Annotated in this window: 15 protein-coding genes and 1 tRNA gene; 9 read left to right on the top strand and 7 right to left on the bottom strand. The window is 72.2% G+C overall.

The genetic code is table 11. The features are described from left to right. Positions 1 to 19: 19 nt before the first annotated feature. On the bottom strand, positions 20 to 796 hold the full coding sequence (locus AMIS_RS29125) for an SDR family oxidoreductase (RefSeq protein ID WP_014446025.1): 777 nt from the start codon (positions 794 to 796) through the stop codon (positions 20 to 22). Positions 797 to 963: 167 nt separating this feature from the next. Between AMIS_RS29125 and AMIS_RS44710 the strand changes: the two genes are divergently transcribed. Further along, positions 964 to 1,098, top strand: coding sequence for a hypothetical protein (locus AMIS_RS44710; RefSeq protein ID WP_014446024.1), 135 nt, complete (start codon positions 964 to 966; stop codon positions 1,096 to 1,098). 51 nt (positions 1,099 to 1,149) lie between these two features. Here the strand turns inward: AMIS_RS44710 and AMIS_RS29120 are convergent, their stop codons facing one another. Continuing rightward, positions 1,150 to 3,108 (bottom strand): hypothetical protein, encoded by a 1,959-nt coding sequence (locus tag AMIS_RS29120; RefSeq protein ID WP_157435125.1) that lies wholly within the window; start codon positions 3,106 to 3,108, stop codon positions 1,150 to 1,152. An 84-nt stretch (positions 3,109 to 3,192) separates the two neighbouring features. Between AMIS_RS29120 and fdh the strand changes: the two genes are divergently transcribed. The 4 genes from fdh (at position 3,193) to AMIS_RS29095 (ending at position 9,820) form a co-directional block, all read left to right on the top strand. Next, positions 3,193 to 6,390: a formate dehydrogenase gene (gene fdh / locus AMIS_RS29110; RefSeq protein WP_157435124.1), complete on the top strand. Its 3,198-nt coding sequence runs from the start codon at positions 3,193 to 3,195 to the stop codon at positions 6,388 to 6,390. Then, complete coding sequence (locus tag AMIS_RS29105; protein ID WP_014446020.1) at positions 6,377 to 7,237, top strand: 4Fe-4S dicluster domain-containing protein; 861 nt, start codon at positions 6,377 to 6,379, stop codon at positions 7,235 to 7,237. The genes fdh and AMIS_RS29105 overlap by 14 nt, the downstream gene beginning before the upstream one ends. Beyond that, complete coding sequence (gene nrfD / locus AMIS_RS29100) at positions 7,234 to 8,130, top strand: NrfD/PsrC family molybdoenzyme membrane anchor subunit (RefSeq protein WP_014446019.1); 897 nt, start codon at positions 7,234 to 7,236, stop codon at positions 8,128 to 8,130. Before AMIS_RS29105 ends, nrfD begins: the two co-directional genes overlap by 4 nt. Before the next feature lie 79 nt (positions 8,131 to 8,209). Further along, positions 8,210 to 9,820 carry a methyl-accepting chemotaxis protein gene (locus AMIS_RS29095; RefSeq protein WP_014446018.1) on the top strand — a complete coding sequence of 537 codons (1,611 nt, stop codon included), beginning with the start codon at positions 8,210 to 8,212 and terminating at the stop codon, positions 9,818 to 9,820. A 132-nt stretch (positions 9,821 to 9,952) separates the two neighbouring features. On the opposite strand, the gene AMIS_RS29090 is transcribed toward AMIS_RS29095, so the two are convergent. Then, positions 9,953 to 10,540: a DinB family protein gene (locus AMIS_RS29090; protein ID WP_014446017.1), complete on the bottom strand. Its 588-nt coding sequence runs from the start codon at positions 10,538 to 10,540 to the stop codon at positions 9,953 to 9,955. A gap of 53 nt (positions 10,541 to 10,593) precedes the next feature. Between AMIS_RS29090 and AMIS_RS29085 the strand changes: the two genes are divergently transcribed. Then, the gene (locus tag AMIS_RS29085; protein WP_157435123.1) at positions 10,594 to 11,250 is read left to right on the top strand and encodes an HAD family hydrolase; all 657 of its coding nucleotides are present in this window, start codon (positions 10,594 to 10,596) and stop codon (positions 11,248 to 11,250) included. Here AMIS_RS29085 and selD read toward each other — a convergent pair. Then, positions 11,237 to 12,250 carry a selenide, water dikinase SelD gene (selD, locus tag AMIS_RS29080; protein WP_197537977.1) on the bottom strand — a complete coding sequence of 338 codons (1,014 nt, stop codon included), beginning with the start codon at positions 12,248 to 12,250 and terminating at the stop codon, positions 11,237 to 11,239. The two genes, AMIS_RS29085 and selD, sit on opposite strands and share 14 nt — an antisense overlap. Before the next feature lie 88 nt (positions 12,251 to 12,338). Between selD and AMIS_RS29075 the strand changes: the two genes are divergently transcribed. From AMIS_RS29075 to selB, 3 genes are all read left to right on the top strand, one after another. Next, a tRNA-Sec gene (locus AMIS_RS29075) sits at positions 12,339 to 12,434 on the top strand. A 27-nt stretch (positions 12,435 to 12,461) separates the two neighbouring features. Then, positions 12,462 to 13,787: an L-seryl-tRNA(Sec) selenium transferase gene (gene selA, locus AMIS_RS29070; protein ID WP_051042184.1), complete on the top strand. Its 1,326-nt coding sequence runs from the start codon at positions 12,462 to 12,464 to the stop codon at positions 13,785 to 13,787. Further along, on the top strand, positions 13,775 to 15,514 hold the full coding sequence (selB, locus tag AMIS_RS29065; RefSeq protein ID WP_014446013.1) for a selenocysteine-specific translation elongation factor: 1,740 nt from the start codon (positions 13,775 to 13,777) through the stop codon (positions 15,512 to 15,514). The genes selA and selB overlap by 13 nt, the downstream gene beginning before the upstream one ends. Before the next feature lie 146 nt (positions 15,515 to 15,660). Here selB and AMIS_RS29060 read toward each other — a convergent pair whose 3' ends face one another. The 3 genes from AMIS_RS29060 to AMIS_RS29050 all read right to left on the bottom strand — a co-directional run bounded on the left by AMIS_RS29060 (position 15,661) and on the right by AMIS_RS29050 (position 17,625). Continuing rightward, positions 15,661 to 16,278 (bottom strand): hypothetical protein, encoded by a 618-nt coding sequence (locus AMIS_RS29060; protein WP_014446012.1) that lies wholly within the window; start codon positions 16,276 to 16,278, stop codon positions 15,661 to 15,663. A 70-nt stretch (positions 16,279 to 16,348) separates the two neighbouring features. Next, complete coding sequence (locus tag AMIS_RS29055) at positions 16,349 to 17,038, bottom strand: hypothetical protein (protein WP_014446011.1); 690 nt, start codon at positions 17,036 to 17,038, stop codon at positions 16,349 to 16,351. A gap of 65 nt (positions 17,039 to 17,103) precedes the next feature. Beyond that, entirely contained in the window at positions 17,104 to 17,625 is a 522-nt protein-coding gene (locus AMIS_RS29050) for a VanZ family protein (protein ID WP_014446010.1), read from the bottom strand. Positions 17,626 to 17,703: the final 78 nt, after the last annotated feature.

Genomic DNA, 17,703 nt, shown 5'->3' with positions numbered 1-17,703 from the left:
ACCGCTGTGTGAACTCCCGTCAGCGGGAGGACCAGCCGCCGTCGGAGGCGATCGTCTGGCCGGTGATCCAGTCGGCCTCGTCGCTGAGCAGCCAGGCGACCAGCCTTGCGGTGTCGGCCGGGGTGCTCCAGCGGGCGCCGGGGTTGAGCCGGGTGATCGCCGCTCTCGTGTCGGCGTCGGCCCAGCCGGTGTCGTTCGGGCCGGGATTGACGCAGTTCACGGTGATCCCGCGGGGGATGAGGTGCACGGCGAGGCTGCGGGTCAGTTGGTGCAGGGCGGCCTTGGAGGCGATGTACGGCAGTTCGGCCGGCATCGCCCCGTGGTACTGCCCGGAGGTGAACAGGACCAGCCGCCCGCCGGGACGGGTGTCGTCGTGCTGGGCCGCGAACGCCTGGGCGAGCAGCAGGGTGGCCCGGGTGTTGACCGCGAACGTCAGATCGAGTTCGGCCGCGGTGAGCTCCTCCAGGGACTGCCGGGTGCCGCTGCGGGTGTGGTTGGCGACCACCGCGTCGACGTGGCCGAACGCGGCGCGGGCCCGGTCGATCAGGGCCGCCGGGGCGTCCGGGGCGCTCAGGTCCAGGGACACGTGGACGGCGCGGTCCAGCTCCGCGACCAGCGCCTCGGGGCCCTCGTCGTCGGCACCCCACCGCTGCTCGGCGTCGTAGGGCGCCCAGGAGTGCACCACGACGGCGGCGCCGTCGGCGGCGAGGCGGCGAGCGACGGCGGCGCCGATCGCGATCCGCCGGCTGGCACCGGTCACGATCACGACCCGGTCCGTCAACGAGTTTTTCGACATCCTTCGATGATGCCGAGCACGGGCCGTTCTCGCCGCCCGCGGCCGGCTCCACCTTCCTCGTCCCGGCATCGGTCTAGCCGTAGGTGTCACGACTGCCTGCGGCAAATGGCCGACGTGGCGCTGAGCAGGGTTGACGTCGCGCCTGCTATGCCCGGCAGGTCGCGGTCGTGCACAAGCTGCTCGACGGTGACTCCGAAGCCGTCCGGCGCTGGTTCGCCGCCGGCATGCTCGCCAACGTCACGACCGTGCTCGCCCTGGCCGACGTCGACGAACCCTGGGCCAGGACCCTCGCCGGCACCTGAGTGCGGTGTCCCCGACCCCTGACCGCGGTGAACCACCAGCAGGGCTGACGATCAGAACGGCCAGCGGGGCTTGTCGGTGATCAGCTTGCGGCAGTCGGCCAGCAACTGCTCGTCCTCGCTGATCTCGGCGGGGCTCAGACCGAGATTGGTCACGTTGTAACGGGTCGGGACGGCCAGCTCGGCCTTGGCGTAACGGGTGGCGTAGGCGCCCATGTCGGTCTCCACCCAGAGGCGGGCGATGCGGGGACGGAGCCGGGGCGTGGCCTCCCAGGCCGGGCCGAGGCGGCGGGCGCTGCCCGGGTTGCCGGTGATCCGCCACAGGGCGCGAGCGGCGGCGACCCGCACCTCGTCGCTGGTGCGGCTCTTGACCAGGCGGTTGAGCAGCGGCGCGCGACCGGCGGCGCGGGAGTTCAGCTCGGCGAGGCCGTCGATCGCGGTCACGGCGTGGTCCGGGCCGGTCAGGTACTGGTCGTAAACGGTCGCGGCGGCCTCCGCATCGCCGGTGACGCACCAGATCGCGCGGGCGGCGGTCAGCGCGACGACCGGGTCCTCGCTGGTCAGGGCGGTGCGGATCTCGGCGGCGCGGGCGGCGGCGGCGCGACCGGTGCGGATCAGGCGGTGGAGACCGGTCAGATCGAGCGGCTCCTGCATGAGGTAGTCGGCGGCCTCCTGCGGCACGACCGCGATCAGCGCGTCGAGCAGCGCCGCCCGATACGCATCGGCAGCGGACGCAGGCGAGGGCGAGGCCGCGGCGGGGAGGGCGCGCAGCAGGCGGCGCAGGGTGCGGCCGAGGGCTCGGGCTCGCACGCCGTAGCCGGCGATCGCCTCGTGCAGGCCGGTGGTCTGGGGGGCGTCGTCCAGCAGGCGCTCCAGAATGGGCAGCACCCGCTCGTCGCCCAGGCTCGCCAGGATGCCGACCGACGGGCTCAGCGCGCCCTGATGCGTCCACGGCTTCGCGCCGGACATCGTCTCCCACACCGCGTCGGCGGCCGGGCGGGCCAGTTCGCCGACACCCTGGAGCAGGTGCAGCGCGGCGGCCCGGACCTGCGCGTCCCGGTCGGACAGCAGTTCAGCGGCGCGGTCGATCAGCGGACGGTACGGCCCGCGCAGCCGCTGCACGAGCGAGCGTGCCTCGTAGAGCGCGTCCTGCCGGGCGTCCCACGCGTCGATCGCCAGCATCTCGTGCAGCAGACCCAGGTGGGCGTCCACGTCGTCCCGGTACGTCGCCCGCACCGCCTTCACCACCTGGTGATAGCCGGGCGTCCACTGCCGGGTCGCCATCCGCGCGCCGGTGAGCAGCGGCGCGGCCATGTCGGCGACCGGCTCCGGCTCCCGGTTCAGGCCTTCGCGGTACGCGTCGAGCAGCGTCTCCCGGGCCCGGCCCGCGTCGAACGGCACCGGGTTGTAGAGCGCCATCAACTCGGTGAGGGCGCTGATCCGTACCCGGAGGTCGTCGTCGGTGTCGGCGACCGACGCCAGCCAGACCTTGGTCAGCTCGTAACCGCCGCCGACCGCCCCGGTGATCACGCTGGTCCGCAGCAGCATGAGGCGCACGCCCGCGTCCGGCTCCTCGGCGAACCGCTCCCACAGGTCGCCGGTCGGGTTGGTGATCAGGCGGTAGACGGCACGCAGGGTGTAGGCGGCGGCCTCGCGCACCGACGGATCCTCATCCAGCAGCAGATCACTCAAACCGTCCCATTCCGCCAGCAGTCGCTTGGCGGCCAGGGTCCGTCCGGCCATCTGCCAGGTCCGATCCGCCCCGGCGAGATCACCGACCAGCCGCAGCGTCTCACCCCGCAGCGGGCGCGCCGGGTCGGCGACCAGGTCCAGCAGGAACGGCAGCGCGGTCACCACCCACGGGCGCACGTCCTCGCCGTCCGGCGCCCGGCGATAGAGATCGCGCAAGGCCTTCGGCTCGCCGCCGGCCAGGTCGGCGAGCAGACGGGGTACGGCCGATCCCTGGTCAAGTGAGGACCAGTCGATGTCGTGCAAACCCGCGAGCGCCGCCATGCCGTAGATCATGGTGGTCGGCCGTCGCCGGTTGCAATTCCCCATATCGTGCGTATTGCGCGCACCGGGGTTAGTGTCGATCACATGGGCGTGCGCACCTGGATCGAAGGCTGGCCGGTCTACCGGCAGCTGACCGGCACCGACCCGCTGGGGCGGGGCGCCGCCGCGCAGTCCACCCGTTCGCGCAGTCTGCAAGCACGGACCGAGACCGCTGACACGATGGCGCGATCGGTGTGCCCCTATTGTGCGGTCGGCTGCGGCCAGCGGATCTTCGTGAAGGACGGCGAGGTCGTCCAGATCGAGGGCGACCCGGACAGCCCGATCTCCCAGGGGCGGCTCTGCCCGAAGGGCTCGGCGAGCAAGAGCCTGGTCACCAGCGACCGCCGGATCAAGACGGTCCTCTATCGGCGGCCCTACGCGACCGATTGGGAGGAGCTCGACCTCGACACGGCGATGGACATGATCGCCGACCGGGTGATCGCGGCCCGCGAGGAGACCTGGGAGGACACCGACTCCGACGGCCGCCCGCTGAACCGCACGCTCGGCATCTCGAGTCTCGGTGGGGCGACCCTCGACAACGAAGAGAACTACCTGATCAAGAAGCTGTTCACGGCGATGGGCGCGATACAGATCGAGAACCAGGCGCGCATTTGACACTCCGCCACCGTTCCCGGTCTGGGAACCAGCTTCGGCCGTGGCGGGGCCACCGGATTCCTCCAGGATCTGGCTAACGCCGACTGCATCGTCATTCAGGGCTCGAACATGGCGGAGGCCCACCCGGTGGGTTTCCAGTACGTGGTCGAGGCCAAGAATCGCGGTGCGAAGATCATCCACGTCGATCCGCGGTTCACGCGGACCAGCGCGCTCGCCGACGAGTTCGTGCCGGTGCGCGCCGGGGCGGACATCGCGTTCCTGGGTGGGGTGGTCAACTACATCCTCAGCAACGAGAAGGACTTCCGGGAGTACGTCGTCGCGTACACCAATGCGTCCATGATCGTGAGCGAGGAGTTCCAGGACACCGAGGAGCTCGACGGGCTGTTCTCCGGGTTCGACCCCGAGCTGAACGTGTACGACCAGTCCAGCTGGCAGTACGCGGGGCAGCAGCACATGGGCCAGGAGGAGGGCGAGGCGCACGCCGACCGGGAGACCGCCTCCGGCCTGGAACAGGAGTCGCACGGCCCGCCGATCCCGGCTGACGTTCCCCGCGATCCGACGCTGCAGGATCCGCGCTGCGTCTATCAGATCCTGAAACGGCACTACGCCCGGTACACACCGGAGGTCGTCGAGCGGGTCTGTGGCGTACCCGAAAAGCAGTTTCTCGCGGTGTGTGAGGCCTGGACCGCCAACTCCGGCCGGGAGCGCACCACCGCGCTCGTCTACTCGGTGGGCTGGACGCAGCACAGCGTCGGCGTGCAGTACATCCGGACCGGCGCGATCATCCAGCTGCTGCTCGGCAACATGGGACGGCCCGGCGGCGGGGTGATGGCGCTGCGCGGCCACGCCAGCATCCAGGGGTCGACCGACATCCCGACGCTGTTCAACCTGCTGCCCGGATACCTGCCGATGCCGCACCATCGGCAGCACGAGACGTTCCAGAAGTGGGTCGACGAGATCCGCCACCCGGAGCAGAAGGGCTTCTGGGCCAACGCGGAGTCCTATGCGGTCAGTCTGCTCAAGGCCTACTGGGGCGACGCGGCGACTGCGGAGAACGACTGGGGCTTCGGCTGGCTGCCGCGCCTGACCGGCGATCACGGTACGTATCAGCAGGTCCTCGACATGATCGACGGGAAGATCAGGGGGTACTTCCTGCTCGGGCAGAACCCGGCGGTCGGCTCGGCGCACGGCAAGGCGCAGCGGCTCGGCATGGCGAACCTCGACTGGCTCGTCGTCCGGGACCTGTTCATGATCGAGAGCGCGACCTTCTGGAAGGACGGGCCGGAGATCGCCACCGGCGAGATCGTGCCGTCCGAGTGCCGGACCGAGGTCTTCTTCCTGCCGGCCGCGTCGCACGCGGAGAAGGAGGGCACGTTCACCCAGACCCAGCGGATGCTGCAGTGGCGCGAGAAGGCCCTGGACCCGCCGGGCGACTGCCGTTCCGAGCTGTGGTTCTTCTACCACCTCGGCCGGCGGATCCGGGAGAAGCTGGCCTCCTCGACCCGGGACCGCGACCAGGGGCTGCTCAAGCTGAACTGGGACTACGAGGTCCACGGCGACGAGCCGAGCGGTGAGGACGTGCTGCGCGAGATCAACGGCTATCGCGTCGCCGACCGGTCGGTGGTCTCCGGATTCACCGACCTCAAGGCCGACGGCTCGACGGCCTGTGGCTGCTGGATCTACTCGGGCGTGTTCAAGGACGGCGTCAACCAGGCCGCCCGCCGTAAGCCCGGCCGCGAGCAGGACTGGGTGGCCCGGGAGTGGGGCTGGGCGTGGCCCGCCGACCGGCGCACGCTCTACAACCGCGCCTCCGCGGACCCGGAGGGGCGACCGTGGTCGGAGCGGAAGAAGTACGTCTGGTGGGATCCGGACGCGGGCGAGTGGACGGGCTACGACGTGCCCGACTTCGAGAAGACCAAGCCGCCGTCGTACCGGCCGCCGGAGGGCGCGGCGGGCGTGGAGGCGATCGCCGGGGACGACGCGTTCATCATGCAGGGCGACGGCAAGGGCTGGCTGTACGCGCCGAGCGGGCTGATCGACGGGCCGCTGCCGACCCACTACGAGCCGGACGAGTCGCCGGTGGCGAACCCGCTCTACGGCCAGCGGGCCAACCCGACGCGCAAGCGCTACGAGCGGTCGGAGAACCCGTCGAACCCGATCTCCGAGGTGTTCCCCTACGTCTTCACCACCAGCCGGCTGACCGAGCATCACACCGCCGGGGGCATGAGCCGGCAACTCGCGTACCTGTCGGAACTGCAGCCGGAGATGTTCGTCGAGGTCTCCCCGCGGCTGGCCGCGGAACGCGGCCTGGAGCATCTCGGCTGGGCGCACATCGTCACCACCCGCGCCGCCATCGAGGCCCGGGTCATGATCACCGACCGGCTCCGGCCGCTGCGCATCGACGGCCGCGTCGTGCACCAGATCTGGCTGCCGTACCACTGGGGGAGCTCCGGCCTGGTCACCGGGGACTCCGCGAACGACCTGATCGGCATCGTGCTGGACCCGAACGTGCTCATCCAGGAGAGCAAGGTCGGCACCTGCGACATCCGTCCCGGGCGCCGCCCGACCGGCCCGGCGCTGATCGACTACGTCAACGACTACCGGAGGCGGGCGGATGGGGACCAATAGCCTGTACGGCCCGCTCGACCCGGCAGCGGACGCGGGCTACACCGAGCCGCCGCCGCGGATGGGATTCTTCACCGACACCAGCGTCTGCATCGGGTGCAAGGCGTGCGAGGTCGCCTGCAAGGAGTGGAACGCCGTACCCGACGACGGGTTCAACCTGCTCGGCCACTCCTACGACAACACCGGCGGGCTCTCCGCGGACTCGTGGCGGCATGTGGCGTTCATCGAGCAGCCGGCCGCGCCCGCGCCACCCGCTGTCGATGCCCTCGCGGTCGCCGGCGGGGCCCCGGCCGCGCCGGATTTCCGCTGGCTGATGATGTCCAACGTGTGCAAGCACTGCACCCACGCCGGCTGCCTCGACGTCTGCCCGACCGGCGCGCTGTTCCGCACCGAATTCGGCACGGTGGTGGTGCAGGAGGACGTCTGCAACGGGTGCGGCTACTGCATTCCGGCCTGCCCGTACGGCGTGATCGACCAGCGCAAGGACGACGGGCGGGCGTGGAAGTGCACGTTGTGTTATGACCGGATCGGCGACGGCCTGACACCGGCGTGCGCGCAGGCCTGCCCGACCCAGTCCATCCAGTACGGTGAGCTCGACGAGCTGCGGGAACGCGCCCGGGAACGGGTGACGAAGGTCGAGGGCGCCCGGCTCTACGGCCACGACCCGGACGACGGCGTCGGCGGTGACGGCGCGTTCTTCCTGCTCCTCGACGAGCCCGAGGTCTACGGCCTGCCGCCGGACCCGATCGTCACCACCCGTGATCTGCCGGCCATGTGGAAGCGCGCGGGACTGGCCGGCCTGGCGATGGCCGCCGCCGTCGCCGTGTCGTTCCTGGGAGGGAACCGATGAAGGACCGCGCCATGGTTCCGCCCGCCGAGTTCCGCTCCTACTACGGCCGGCCGATCGTGCGCCCGGCGGTCTGGCACCACGACATCGCCGCCTACCTCTTCACCGGTGGCCTGGCCGCCGGCTCCGCGCTGCTGGCCGCGGGCGGCGACGCCACGAACCGGCCCGGCCTGCGCCGGGCCGGCCGGCTCACCGCGCTGGGCGCCCTCGGCGCCAGCACGTATTTCCTGATCAACGACCTGGGCCGGCCGGAACGTTTCCACCACATGCTCCGGGTCGCGAAGCTGACCTCACCGATGTCGGTCGGCACCTGGATCCTCAGCGCGTTCGGCGGGGCGGCCGGCGTCGCCGCCGGGGCGGAGGTGCTCCGCCTGCCCCGGATCGGCGCCACCGGCGGGTACGCGGCCGCAGCCCTCGCACCCGCGCTGGCGACCTACACCGCCGTCCTGCTCGCCGACACCGCCACCCCGAGCTGGCACGCCGCCTATCCCGAGCTCCCGTTCGTCTTCGCCGGAAGCGCCCTGGCCAGCGGCGCCGGCGTGGGCCTGATAGCGGCGCCGCCCAGCGAGACCGTCCCGGCCCGCACCATGGCCGTGCTCGGCGCGGCGATGGAGCTCTACGGCGCTCACCGCGTGGAAACCACGAAAGGCATCCTGAGCGAGCCGTACGCGCAGGGCCGTCCGGGGCGGCTGCTCCGCGCGGGCCGCACGCTGACCGCCCTCGGCGTGGCCGGCGCCCTGCTCGGACGCCGCAGCCGGGTCGTCTCCGCCCTGTCCGGAGCGTCGTTGCTGGCGGCCTCCCTGGCGACCCGCTTCGGCATCTTCGACGGCGGCATCGCGTCCGCCAAGGACCCGAAGTACACGGTGATCCCGCAACGGGAACGTCTGAACCGCTGAAGCAACCCGTTTGCACTACTCCCGCGGCCGATGCGTCCGACCTTAGGCGTGTACGCACCCACGACCGCCGAGGAGAACCATGGCCGCGCACGTGAACCCCCTGCAGCGCCTCCTGGGCAACTGGCGGGTCAGCACCAAGATCATGGCGGCGGTCGGCGTCGTCGCGGTGGCCGGCATCGGCAACGGCCTCTACGCGCTGAACAGCCTGGGCACCACCAACGACCAGGTCAAGCGGGCCTACGTGATGAACGACGAGCTCAACACGATCGGCAGCCTGCGCAGCGCCGTCAACCGTGTGTGGCTCGGCATGGACGACTACCAGCTGGCGAGCACCGACGCGCAGCGCGCCACCGCCGAGAAGGCCGTCACCACGGCTCAGAATCAGGTCACCGGGTACGCGGACACGTACCGCACGTTCTCGGTCAGCCCGGTGGCGGCCGAGGCCCTCACCGCGTTCGACGCGGACTGGAAGCAGTTCACCGACACCCTCGACAACGAGCTGCTGCCGCTGGCCGCAGCCGGCGAGACCGGCAAACTGGCCGCGTTGCGGGACGGCGAGATCGCCGAACGGGCCACGGCCGTGCGCACCGACCTGACCACGCTCGCCGACGAGACGCTGAAAGCGGGCACCGAACAGGAGGCCCTCGCCCAGAGCCGGTACGAGTCGACCCGCACCACGGTGATCACGCTCCTCGCCTGCTGCACCGTGCTGGGCCTGCTGCTGGCCGCCGCGATCGCCCGCCTGATCGTGAAACCGCTGGTCCGGACCGTCGAGGCGCTGGGCCGGGTCGCCGGCGGTGACCTCACCGCCCGGGTGCCGGTCGACAGCACCGACGAGGTGGGCCGGATGTCCGAGGCCCTCAACACCACCGTCGCGGCGATGTCGACCATGGTCGGCCGGATCACCGACAGCTCGACGGTGCTCGCCTCGGCCTCGGAGGAGATGTCGGCGGTCGCCGCACAGCTCTCCGCGTCGGCGGAGGAGACCGCCGCGCAGGTCGACACAGTCTCCGAGTCGGCCGGGCAGGTGTCGACAAGCGTGCAGACGCTCTCGGCCGGCGCTGACGAGATGGGCGTCTCCATCCGGGAGATCTCGACGAACGCGAACCAGGCCGCCGGCGTGGCGGCCGAGGCGTCGCGTGCCGCCGAGTCCACCAACGCCAGCGTCGCGCGTCTCGGCGAGGCCTCGGCGCAGATCGGCACGGTCGTCGCGATGATCACCTCGATCGCCGAGCAGACCAACCTGCTCGCCCTGAACGCCACCATCGAGGCCGCTCGCGCCGGTGAGCAGGGCAAGGGCTTCGCCGTGGTCGCCTCCGAGGTCAAGGACCTGGCGCAGGAGACCGCCCGGGCCACCCAGGAGATCACCGCGCAGGTGGCGGCGATCCAGGCGGAGAGCGGGTCGGCGGTGACCGCGATCCAGGAGATCGGCCAGGTCATCGCGACGGTCAACGACTACACCACGACCATCGCCGCGGCGGTCGAGGAGCAGACGGCGACCACCGCGGAGATCTCCCGCAGCGTGAACGACGCGGCGCAGGGCTCGGTCAGCATCGCGGACACGATCGCCGCGGTCGCCGAGGCGACCCGGCAGGTCACCAGCGGCGCGACCGAGACCCAGCAGACCGCGGCGGATCTGGCACGCACCGCCGCGGAGCTGCAGCAGACCGTCTCCGCGTACCGGATCTGACGCCGGCTACGGGGGCACGCCGCGATGCGTGCCCCTCAGGCCTGGCCGGCGCCGCCATCGACGGCCTGGACCGGGCGACCGAGGTGAGGTCTTCTGGCGGCGCGATGGCGAGGTGCTGCGGGTCCTTCCCGGTCAGGACCGGAAGGTCCGGGCCACCGTTTCGAGACGGTCGCGGTAGGCCGACCACCACTGCCGGTCCTCGTCGGGCATGTTGCTGTTGGTCCGGCGCACCCCGGCGTCCCCGTCGATCAGCTCCCGCACGATGTCCGCGTGCCCGGCGTGCCGGTGCGCCTCCGCCGTCACGTGCACCAGGATCCGGTGCAGCGTCACCACCTGCCGCTCCGGCGACCACCACGGCACCCGGCCCTCGGCGTCCAGCGGACGCGCCTCGATCGTGGCGTCGGAGTGCGCGCAGACCCGCTGGTAGAGCCCGACGATCTCCTCCCGCGACTCGCCGGCGGTGGCCCACATGTCCGCGTTCGGCTCGGCCTCCACCTCCATCCACGGCAGGGCGTCCGGGAACGGCCGCCCGAACGTCGCTCCGAAGTAGCCGGCCTCCACCCCGGCGTTGTGCTTGACCAGCCCGAGCAGGTTGGTGCCGGTCGGCAGGAGCGGGCGCCGGATGTCGTACTCCGGCAGGCCCTCCAATTTCCAGAGCAGGGCTTCGCGGGCCTCGCGCAGGTACCGGTGCAGGTCGGCCTTGAAATCGAGCGATGTCATACCGGCAGCTTGCCATCGACGGGCCGGCCGGCCGCGCCCCTACGATGACATCCATGATCCGGGGAGCGGTCTTCTTCGACGTCGACGGGACGCTGGTTCCCGGCACCAGCAGCGGGCAGCACCTCGCCGACCGGCTGGGTCACGCCGAGCTCTGCCGCGACGCCGAGGCACGGTACGACGACGGCACCCTCACCAACCAGCAGGCCTCGCTGATCGACGCCCGGGGATGGGCCGACTGGTCACCCGCCGACGTGCGCGGATTCCTCGACTCGTTGCCGGTCGTCGACGGGATCGCGGAGACGGTGGAGTGGTGCCGGGGTCACGGGCTCGTGCCGGTGCTCGCGACGCTCGCCTGGGACGCGGTCGGGGCGTACCTGTGTGAAAGGTTCGGATTCGAGCGGTCCTGCGGTCCGCGTCTGGAGGTCGTCGGCGGGCGGTACAGCGGGCAGGTCGCCGAGCACCTCGACGAAGAGGGCAAACGCGATTTCGCCCGGAGTGTCGCGCGGGAGCTCGGGTTCGGGCTGGGGGAGTGCGCCGCGGTCGGGGACAGCCGGTCGGATCTGCCGCTGTTCGCGGAGGCCGGGTTGGCGATCGCGTTCAACGCCACCCCGGCGGCACAGGCCGCCGCCCACGTCGCGGTGACCGGGCCCGACCTGCGGGCCGTGCTGCCTCCACTCGCCGCCTGGAGGGACCCCCTCAGCGGACGGTGACCGTGACGCCGGGCTGGGCGGGCAGCAGCTCACCGACCACCGGATATCCGGGAACCTCCCCCGCGACCAGCAACCCGCCCGAGGTCTGCGCGTCCGCGAGCAGCAGCAACTCATCCTCGGCCACCCCGCCGGAGTCCAGGCTCGGGCGCACCCACTCCAGGTTCCGCCGTGTGCCCCCGCTGACGAACCCGTCCTTCAGCGCCTCCCGGGCCCCCTCCAGATAGGGGACCGCCGCCGCGTCGATCCGGGCCGTCACCCCGCTCGCCCGGGCCAGCTTGTGCAGATGCCCCAGCAGCCCGAACCCGGTCACGTCGGTCGCGCAGACCGCGCCGCCGGACAGGGCGGCCTCGGACGCCTCCCGGTTGAGCCGGGTCATCGCCGCGACCGCCTGCGGGAACACCTCGCCCGTCGACTTGTGCTGGCTGTTCAGCACGCCGATACCGAGCGGTTTGGTGAGCGTCAGCGGCATGCCGGGCCGCCCGGCGTCGTTGCGCATCAGCCGCGCCGGGTCGGCGACACCCGTCACCGCCATGCCGTACTTCGGCTCCGGGTCGTCGACGCTGTGCCCGCCGGCCACGTGGCAGCCCGCCTCCCGGGCGACGTCCAGGCCGCCGCGCAGCACCTCGCCGGCCAGTTCCATCGGCAGTGTCTCGCGGGGCCAGCCGAGCAGGTTCACCGCCACCACCGGCGTCCCGCCCATCGCGTAGACGTCGGAGAGCGCGTTGGCGGCCGCGATCCGCCCCCAGTCGTACGCGTCGTCCACCACCGGAGTGAAGAAGTCAGCGGTGGCGACCACGGCCGTACCGGCGGCGATCCGGACCACCGCGGCGTCGTCCCCGTCGTCCAGGCCGACGAGCAGCTCGCCCGGTCCGCGCGGGGCCGAGCCGCCGATCAGGCCGGAGACCACGTCCTCCAGCTCGCCGGGCGGGATCTTGCAGGCACAGCCACCGCCGTGCGCGAACTGTGTAAGCCGGACCGTCACTGTCGCACTGTCGCACATGTCCGGTCACCCCGCTCGGCACAAACGCCCGGGCGGCTGCTGGCGTGCTGCCGCGCGGGCCGGGACGCGGGCGGCTACGGTGGGCGGCGGAGGCGTTCAGGTAGCTGGTGCTCCTCGCGGTCTTCAAAACCGACGTGACCCGGGATCCGGGTCAGGCGGGTTCGATTCCCGTCCGCCTCCGCCACAACCAGCACGGGTGGGAGAGGGTGCAATGGGCGTGGATCGTCGGCGGCTGGTACCCCGTACCGATGTGGTGTTGTCCGATCCTCGCCTGCAAGCCGCCGCCGCACGACTGGGGCGACCCACGGTGAAGGCCGCGGTCCTGGCCGCACAGGACCGGGCGCGCGCCGGGGAGATCGAGCCCGTGGCGGTCGCGGACGCCGCCGTCGCGGCACTTCCGGCGGGGATGCGGGCGGTGCTCAACGCGACAGGGGTCGTGCTGCACACCAACCTGGGCCGTGCCGCGCTGTCACCGGCCGCCGTGGGCGCGGTCGTCCGCGCGGCCGGGCACACCGACGTCGAGCTGGACCTGCGCACCGGCAAACGGGCGCGCCGGGGACGTGACGTGCTCGCCGCGCTGGCCGCCGCGGTCCCGGACGCGGGCGCGGTGCACGTCGTCAACAACGGCGCTGCCGCGCTGGTGTTGGCCGCGACCGCGCTCGCCGCCGGACGGGAGATCATCGTCAGTCGCGGGGAGATGGTGGAGATCGGGGACGGGTTCCGGCTGCCGGACCTGCTCGCCTCGACCGGGGCGCGGCTGCGGGAGGTCGGGACCACGAACCGGACGTCGGTCGTGGACTACGCGAACGCGGTCGGGCCGGAGACCGGGTTCATCCTCAAGGTGCATCCGTCGAACTTCGTGATCCGCGGATTCACCCTTTCCACTGATATTTCGGAAATGTCGGGCCTCGGCGTGCCGGTCGTCGCCGACATCGGCTCCGGACTGCTCCGCCCCGACCCGCTGCTGCCCGACGAGCCGGATGCCGCCACCACCCTGCGCGCCGGCGCCGATCTCGTCATCGCCAGCGGCGACAAACTGCTCGGCGGCCCGCAGTCCGGGCTGCTGCTCGGCGACGCCGCCCTGGTCGAACGGCTGCGCCGCCATCCGCTCGCCCGTGCGCTGCGGGTCGACAAGCTGACCCTCGCGGCGCTGCACGCCACCGTGGCCGGTCCGCCCACGCCGACCTGGGAGGCGCTCCGGGCCGACGCCGGCGAGCTGCGCGAGCGCACCGAGCAGCTCCGGGCGAGGCTCGGCCTCGGCGAGGTGGTCGCGGCGACCGCGGTGGTCGGCGGTGGCGGCGCGCCGGAGCTGGAGCTGCCGTCCTGGGCGCTGGCGTTGCCCGCCGGGTGGGCGGCGCCGCTGCGGGAGGGCGATCCGCCGGTGGTGGGCCGCGTCGAGCGCGGCCGGCTGCTGCTCGACCTGCGCTGCGTCCCGCCGTCCGCCGACGCGGGACTGATAGAGGCGATCAACGCGGCCGCGCGGGCAGCACAGGAGCCGCAGGAACAGCACGCCGAGGGGCCGACATGTTCGTCGTAGCCACCGCCGGCCACGTCGACCACGGCAAGTCCACCGTCGTCCGCGCCCTCACCGGCATGGAGCCGGACCGCTGGGCCGAGGAGCGCCGCCGGGGCATGACCATCGACCTCGGCTTCGCCTGGACCACCCTCGACTCCGGCGCCACCGTCGCGTTCGTCGACGTGCCGGGCCACGAGCGGTTCGTGCCGAACATGCTGGCCGGGATCGGTCCGGTACCGGCCGCGATGATCGTGGTGGCGGCCGACGAGGGCTGGATGCCGCAGTCCGCCGAGCACCTGGCAGCCCTGCACGCGCTGGACGTCCGGCACGGCCTGCTGGTGGTGACCCGCTCCGACCTCGCCGCTCCGGGCCCTGCCCTTCGCGATGCGACCGAGCGGATCGCCGGGTCGTCGCTGGGCGCGGTCGAGGCGGTGACGGTCAGCGGGCGTACCGGCGCGGGCCTGCCCGATCTGCGGGCCGCTCTGCGGCGGCTCACCGACCGGCTGCCGCCACCGGTCACCGACGAGCCGGTCCGGCTCTGGATCGACCGCTCGTTCACGATCAAGGGCGCCGGCACGGTGGTGACCGGCACCCTCGGCGGTGGCGTGCTGACCAGGGGCGACGAGCTGGAGCTGGTCGGAACCAGGGTGCGGATCCGTGGCCTGCAGACGCTCGGCAGCCCGGCCGGCCGGGTCGAGGCCGTCGCCCGGGTGGCGGTCAACCTGCGGGGGACCGACCGGGGCGCGATCACCCGCGGCACCGCGCTGCTGACGCCGGGGCGGTTCCGGCACACCGACCTGATCGACGTGCGGGGGCACGGCGATCCGGTCACCGGCCTGCCCGCCACGATCATGCTGCACATCGGCTCGGCGGCGGTGCCGGTGCGGGTCCGCCCGCTCGGTCCGGACACGGCCCGGCTGCGCCTGTCCCGCCCGCTGCCGCTGCGGATCGGCGACCGGGCCCTGATCCGGGATCCGGGGCGGCACCACGTGGCCGGCGGCGTCACGATCCTCGACGTCGCGCCGCCGCCCCTGACCCGCCGGGGCGCCGCCTCCGCGCGGGCGGAGGAACTGGCCGGCATGGACGGCGCCGCGGACCCGGTGGCCGAGCTGCGCCGCCGCAGGCTAATCTCCCGTGCCGAGCTGGCGGGCATGGGCGTCCCGGTCGATGCGATCGCGCCGGTGACGGGGGAGTGGCTCGCCGATCCGGAGCACTGGGCGGCGCTGCGGCGCAGGCTGGTCGAGGAGGTCGGAAGCTACGCGACCGAGCAGCCGCTGGAGCCCGGCGCCCCTCTCGAAGCGCTTCGCCACCGCCTTGACCTCCCCGACCGCGCGCTGGTGGAGGCCCTGGTCAGCCCGCCCCTGACCAGCCGCTCCGGCCGCGTCACCCGGGGAACCGCCGAGATCCCCGAGATGCTGATGAAAGCGGTGAATCAGGCTTTCGCCGGTGCGGAACCCTTCACCGCCCCGGAGGCGACCCGGCTCACCCAACTCGGCCTCGGTCCCCGCCAGATCGCCGCCGCCGCCCGCGCCGGCCTGCTGATCCGCCTGGCCGACACGGTGGTCCTCGCACCCGAAGCCCCGTCCCGGGCAGCCGAAATCCTGGCGGGCCTGCCCCAGCCGTTCACCATGAGCGAGGCCAAGAACGCGCTCCGGACCACCCGCCGGGTGGCGGTTCCCCTGCTGGAGTTCCTCGATCGCAAGGGCATCACGCGCCGGCTTCCCGACGACCGGCGAGAAACCACATAAAAGGTACGGGCCGACTGCTCACAAGAGCAGCCGGCCCGTCTCGTGGCTGACGACGCGACCCGGTGCCATGCCGGGCCGCAGCGCGCCTCTCGCGCCACTGCCGTCCCGGCCTGGAAGACACTGCCGTCCCGGCCTCGGCGTGCGCGTTATCGGGCGGCGACCTGCATCACCATCGTCGGGGAGTTACGGGCGTGCTCGCTCGTCCACCGCGACGCCACCTTGAACGCGTCGTGCTCGGTGACGACCCCGCCGCCGGAGTGCTGGGCGGCGTGCTTCTCGGCCCGCTTCACCAGGCGGATCACGTCGGAGACCGAGCCGGGGTGCTCCCGGCAGAGCCGCACCGCCAGGCGGAACTGCTGGTCGGTGATCGGGGCGACGTACTCACGCATGCCGGCCTCCCACGCCTTCGGGTAGACCAGGTACCCGGCGGGCAGGTTGCCGGGGCCGCCGATCGGGTCGAGGACCGACAGCTTGTTCAGCTGTACCGAGGGGGTGCTCACCGCGGTGAAGGCGAACCCGGCCAGGCCGAGCGCCACCGCGATGCCGGCGGCGAGCAGCGGATCGCCGGTGCCGAAGCCGATGATCAGGCCGAGGACCGCCAGCACCAGGGCGCCGGCGACCATGACGGGACTGCCGCCCTTGCCGTCGGCGGCGGTGCGATACGCCTCGTCGATGCACTTGTCGATCACGCTGTTCAGCAACTCGTCCTGGGGTCGCCAGCGGTCGTCGCGCATCGGCACACCACGTGCTGATGTCTGGGTCATTGGGTGGATTCCTTTCCGTCCGCAACGAGCCCGAAGATCGGCCGCGCCACGCCCGGGTCAAGGAAAACTTCTAGGCGAGAAGTGACTCCCGCATCTGCTTGCCCGGGTTCCACTGGCCGACGAAGAGGCTGGCGGCCGGGTCGAGCACGTCGACGCTGGCGTTGGAGCGCATCTGCTCGCGGACCGGCGGCGGCAGCGGCGGCGGGTCGTCCATCGCGTTGCGCAGCTCGGTCGCCGTGGTGATCAGCCCGGCGGCCAGCTCGGCGCCGTGCGTGTCGACCAGCACCCGGCCGTACTGCCAGCCGGCGACGGTCAGGTCGAGCACCTCGAAGACGTGACTCAGCAGTGGCTCGGGGTCGGTCACCCGTACCGTCTCCCGCGCCTGTGCGCCCACCGCCTTGACCGCCGCGGTGACCTGGATGTACGGGTGCAGGGGCTGCTCGAACAGCGGGGACCGCAGTCGCTTGCCCGCGGTCTTCCACAGCGTGCGGTAGTTGGTCCGGTCGGCGACCAGGCCGAGACCGGCGGCCTGCACGACGACGGAGGCGTGGGCGCTCTCGGCGAACTCACGCAGGATCTCGGTGGCGACCAGCAGGCCGTCGGTGCCGACGAGCAGCTGGGTGAGCTGGGCCGACTGGTCGCCGTAGGGGGTGGTCAGGTGGGTTCCGAACTGTTGCCGGACGTCCTGCAGCAGCTGCTGCTGCCGGGCGGGATCGTGCTGGACGCGCCGCTTGCGCAGCCCGAGCCGGAGAAACCGCATGTCGCCTCGCCTCACGCTTGCCGAACGCAGCAAATGCTAGTCGAGACGCTTCGGACCCTTGTGGATCAGGTGGCCGACACCACTCTAACCGAGACGGCGCGCCAGGCGAGGAACCCGATCACGCCACCGAGCGTGTTCGCGATCAGGTCGTTCACGTCGGCCTGCCGGCCGCTGCTGACCAGCACGTTCGTCAGGAACTGAACGATCTCGACGGTGGCGCTGCAGGCCAGCGCGATCCGTGCGACGTTCCCGGCGGTGCGGGTACGGGTGCGGTCGCCGAGCGCCAGCAGCACTCCGAGCGGAACGAACATCACGATGTTGGCGACGAACGTGACCACGTCGATGGTGATCACCGGGATCCAGTTGCCCTTCTCGTACCAGGGGATCTGGTTGGCGTAGTCGCCGGTGGCGATCTGCAGCGGCAGCAGCGTCACGGCGACGACCGCCAGGGCGTACGCGACGGCCGCGCCGCCGAGCAGCAGCCGTCCCGGTGTGCGGCGCAGCCGCCATCCCACCGCGGCGAAGAGGATCACCGCGAGCGGGGCGAGGACGGGCAGGGCGGGAATCTGGGTCTGGGTGCCGGACATGTCCTCATGATCGAATCCGCCGGCCCTCGCCCACATCTGGCCGGCGGCCGATCGCATTGGCCGAAAGTCGTAGCGACC

The sequence above is a fragment of the Actinoplanes missouriensis 431 genome (assembly GCF_000284295.1).
Classification (GTDB): Bacteria; Actinomycetota; Actinomycetes; order Mycobacteriales; family Micromonosporaceae; genus Actinoplanes; species Actinoplanes missouriensis.
The sequence above is the reverse complement of the archived record's forward strand: the minus strand, read 5'-3'. Positions and strand labels throughout refer to the sequence as shown.

What these genes read in the sequence shown, in the direction of transcription:
- nrfD (WP_014446019.1), top strand. Translation starts at nt 7,234, where the DNA reads ATGAAGGACCGCGCCATGGTTCCGCCCGCCGAGTTCCGCTCCTACTAC.
- selB (WP_014446013.1), top strand. Translation starts at nt 13,775, where the DNA reads ATGTTCGTCGTAGCCACCGCCGGCCACGTCGACCACGGCAAGTCCACC.
- selD (WP_197537977.1), bottom strand. Translation starts at nt 12,250, where the DNA reads ATGTGCGACAGTGCGACAGTGACGGTCCGGCTTACACAGTTCGCGCAC.
- AMIS_RS29060 (WP_014446012.1), bottom strand. Translation starts at nt 16,278, where the DNA reads ATGACCCAGACATCAGCACGTGGTGTGCCGATGCGCGACGACCGCTGG.
- AMIS_RS29120 (WP_157435125.1), bottom strand. Translation starts at nt 3,108, where the DNA reads ATGGCGGCGCTCGCGGGTTTGCACGACATCGACTGGTCCTCACTTGAC.
- AMIS_RS29055 (WP_014446011.1), bottom strand. Translation starts at nt 17,038, where the DNA reads ATGCGGTTTCTCCGGCTCGGGCTGCGCAAGCGGCGCGTCCAGCACGAT.
- AMIS_RS29125 (WP_014446025.1), bottom strand. Translation starts at nt 796, where the DNA reads ATGTCGAAAAACTCGTTGACGGACCGGGTCGTGATCGTGACCGGTGCC.
- selA (WP_051042184.1), top strand. Translation starts at nt 12,462, where the DNA reads ATGGGCGTGGATCGTCGGCGGCTGGTACCCCGTACCGATGTGGTGTTG.
- AMIS_RS29050 (WP_014446010.1), bottom strand. Translation starts at nt 17,625, where the DNA reads ATGTCCGGCACCCAGACCCAGATTCCCGCCCTGCCCGTCCTCGCCCCG.
- AMIS_RS29105 (WP_014446020.1), top strand. Translation starts at nt 6,377, where the DNA reads ATGGGGACCAATAGCCTGTACGGCCCGCTCGACCCGGCAGCGGACGCG.
- AMIS_RS29090 (WP_014446017.1), bottom strand. Translation starts at nt 10,540, where the DNA reads ATGACATCGCTCGATTTCAAGGCCGACCTGCACCGGTACCTGCGCGAG.
- AMIS_RS29095 (WP_014446018.1), top strand. Translation starts at nt 8,210, where the DNA reads ATGGCCGCGCACGTGAACCCCCTGCAGCGCCTCCTGGGCAACTGGCGG.
- AMIS_RS29085 (WP_157435123.1), top strand. Translation starts at nt 10,594, where the DNA reads ATGATCCGGGGAGCGGTCTTCTTCGACGTCGACGGGACGCTGGTTCCC.